At 72.6% G+C, this 2,931-nt stretch carries 3 protein-coding genes; 1 reads left to right on the top strand and 2 read right to left on the bottom strand.

Translation table 11 applies throughout. The features are described 5' to 3' along the window. A complete protein-coding gene (locus G6021_RS13080) occupies window positions 1–1,068 on the bottom strand; it encodes a protein kinase (RefSeq protein WP_241736554.1) in 1,068 nt (355 codons plus the stop codon). A gap of 101 nt (window positions 1,069–1,169) precedes the next feature. Here G6021_RS13080 and G6021_RS13075 point away from each other — a divergent pair, with 101 nt between their 5' ends. Next, complete coding sequence (locus G6021_RS13075) at window positions 1,170–1,538, top strand: Rv2175c family DNA-binding protein (RefSeq protein ID WP_179525049.1); 369 nt, start codon at window positions 1,170–1,172, stop codon at window positions 1,536–1,538. On the opposite strand, the gene mptB is transcribed toward G6021_RS13075, so the two are convergent. Then, the coding region (gene mptB / locus G6021_RS13070; RefSeq protein WP_182641479.1) for a polyprenol phosphomannose-dependent alpha 1,6 mannosyltransferase MptB at window positions 1,507–2,931 on the bottom strand (1,425 nt) is incomplete at its 5' end. The two genes, G6021_RS13075 and mptB, sit on opposite strands and share 32 nt — an antisense overlap.

The following is a 2,931-nucleotide window of genomic DNA, read 5'->3' as shown; positions in this document are numbered from 1 at the left end:
TTAGGACTCCTCGGCGACGGGGGGCGGCGGGACCGCGTCGAGTCCCACCCTCGTGTGCATCCGTGTGGGGACGGGGCCGTCACCGTGGCCGAGCGCCTCGCCGCTCTCGCGATCGGCGGCGTCGAACTCCGTGGCACCGCCGGGCGCCGATCGCGCCGCGGCGGCGCGGGCCCGGGACCAGGACGACTGGTGGGGCGCCGGGACGACATAGGTGGGGAAGCGTCCGATCTCGGCCGCCCGGTCCAGGTCGTCGAGCATCTCCCCGGCATCCTGGTAGCGGTCCTCGCGGCTGCGTCGGGTCGCCCGGAGGATCAGGTGGTCGAGGTCCTCCGCCACGGAATCGGACTGGTCGGAGGGCGCCGGGACGTCGGTGTCCAGGCGCCGGTAGGCCACGGCGATCGAGTTGTCCCCGTTGAACGGGGGCTCGCCGGTGAGCATCTCGTAGGCGAGCACCCCCAGGGAGTACAGGTCGGAGCGCCCGTCGGTGTCGGCGCCGGAGATCTGCTCGGGGGAGAGGTAGGCGGCGGTGCCCATCACCACGCTCCGCGAGGTCGCCCTCGACTCGGCCACCGCACGGACGAGACCGAAGTCGGCGAGCTTGACCGCCCCGGTGGTGGAGATGAGGACGTTCTCTGGCTTGATGTCGCGGTGGACCAGCCCGGCCTCGTGGGCCTCGCGGAGTGCGCCGAGGAGGGGGCGGAGCACGGCGGCGGCGGCGTACGGGGGCATGGGTCCGCGCTCGTCCAATAGTTCGCGCAGCGTGCCGCCCGGGACCAACTCCATCACGAGGAAGGCGGTGTCCCCCTCGACCCCCTGGTCGAAGACCTGGACGATGCCGGGGTCGGAGAGCCGCGCGACAGAGCGCGCCTCGAGGGTGAACCGGTCGACGAAGGCGCGATCGCCGGCGAGGGCGGGGTCCAACAGCTTGACGGCGACGTGGCGGTCCAACCGCTCGTCGGTGGCGAGGTGCACGATCGACATCCCGCCGCGTGCGATCACGGCGTCGAGCCGGTAGCGCCCGTCGAGCACGGTGCCCGGCCCTGGTAGCTGCCCGTCGTGAGTGGTCATGGAGTCCATTCTGCCCGTCGGCGTCCCGATCTCGGTATGCAACCGTGCCGTGCGGCCCGCGGTGGTGACCGCCGGGCCCCGCTGGGACTAACGTGGTGGCCGTGAGTACCGTTCCGCACTGCGATGACGTCCTGCCCGGGGACGTCGAGACGATCAATCTGCCCGAGGTGTCGCGGCGACTGGGCATCCCGGTCACCCGTGTACACGACCTCCTCCGTGAGGGGGGGTTGATCGCCGTCCGACGTGCCGGGGTGGTGGTGGTCCCCGCGGTGTTCCTGGACGACGACGACGAGGTGGCGCGTTTCCTGCCCGGACTCGTCTCGGTTCTCCGTGACGGGGGCTACCGCGACGAGGAGATTCTGCGGTGGCTCTTCACGGAGGACGACAGCCTGCCGGGTCGCCCCGCGGACGCGCTCCACGGTCATCGCGCGCGGGAGGTCATCCGGCGCGCTCAGGCGATGGCGTTCTGACCTTTCCGGTGGCCCGCCACCACCACCAGGCCACGGCCAGTGAGGCGAGCACCGCGATCCCGGAGAGCACGGGGCTGTAGAGGCTGGTCGATCCGTTCGGCCCTATCGCCATCACCAGGAACACGGTCATCCCGACCGCTGCCGTGGTGGCCCGGGGCCCCGGCCTCGCCAGCATCCAGAACGCGGCCACCCAGACGTAGTACCAGGGCCAGGCCAGCGAGTTGAGCACGACGAAGGCCAGAAGCGCCAGCATGATGCCGCGGATCGCCGTCGTCCGGTCCCGGCGATGGAGCCACCAGACGGCCACCAGCACCACGGCGAGGACCACCCGCCCGACCTGCCGGGACACCGCGAGCACGTCCTCGAACCCGGGGGAGTCGGTGACCGCGTGGACCAGGTGTGCTGCCGCCGTCGGTGCGCTGAGGTAGTTGATCACCCTGTCGGACACGGCGATCGCGTGGACCCACCCGATCCCGGCACCGGAGGCGAGGGTGGCCAGTCCGAGGACGGCCACCGCGATCGCGGCGGCCAGTGCCGTGTCCCCGAGGGCCCGGACCACGGGCCTGGTGACCGACGGGTCCTCGCGCCGACGGGTCAGCGCGATCCACAGCAGGAACGGGGCGACGATCACCGCGGTGGCCTTGAACGCCACCGCGATCCCGATCGCCGCGCCGGCCCACGCCCGGCGACCGTCGAGGGCCAGAACGACAGCCCCGAGGCAGGCGACGAGCGGGAAGATCTCGTTGTGCAGCCCGCCCGCCAGGTGGATCACCGACAGCGGCGACGCGCACGCCAGCCAGACCGCGGCCCCCGCGTCCACCCCGGTCCGGCGGGCCGCCATCACCAACACCACGGTCAGCGCGGCCAGTGCCACCAACACCGCCACGCGCAGGATGACGATCCCCACCGCCGGGTGCCCGCCGGACAAGGCCACCACGATCCTCATGAGGAGCAGGTGGAGCGGGCCGTAGGGGGTCGCGGTCGACCGCCAGTCGGGGCTGACCTCGTCGGTGAAGGGTCCCGGGTTGGCCTCGGGGCCGACCTCGTAGGGATCGACCCCCGCGGCGGTCATCGCCCCCTGCGCGAGGTACGACCACGCGTCGCGGCTGAACATCGGCACCGCGGGCAGTGACGGGAGCGACCACAACGCGGTGGCCCAGACCGCGTCTCGCGTGGGGAGTCGACCCGACAACGCCCGCGGGCCCAGCGCCAGCCAGGCGGTGAACAGCAGGGCCACGCCGATCCAGCACAGCGTCAGGGCCAGGACCTCGCCGTGGCCGAAGGTGAACCCGAGCAGACCCACGGCGGCGGCGGGCCCCCCGTCCACCGGGAGGGCGCCGGCACCGAAGCCGCCGAGGGTCAGGAGTGCGGACCCGAGCATCCCGCGGTACAG

Origin of the sequence: Dietzia sp. CW19 (assembly GCF_014145265.1) — a bacterium.
Classification (GTDB): Bacteria; Actinomycetota; Actinomycetes; order Mycobacteriales; family Mycobacteriaceae; genus Dietzia; species Dietzia natronolimnaea.
This window is presented reverse-complemented; position numbering and strand designations above follow the sequence as displayed.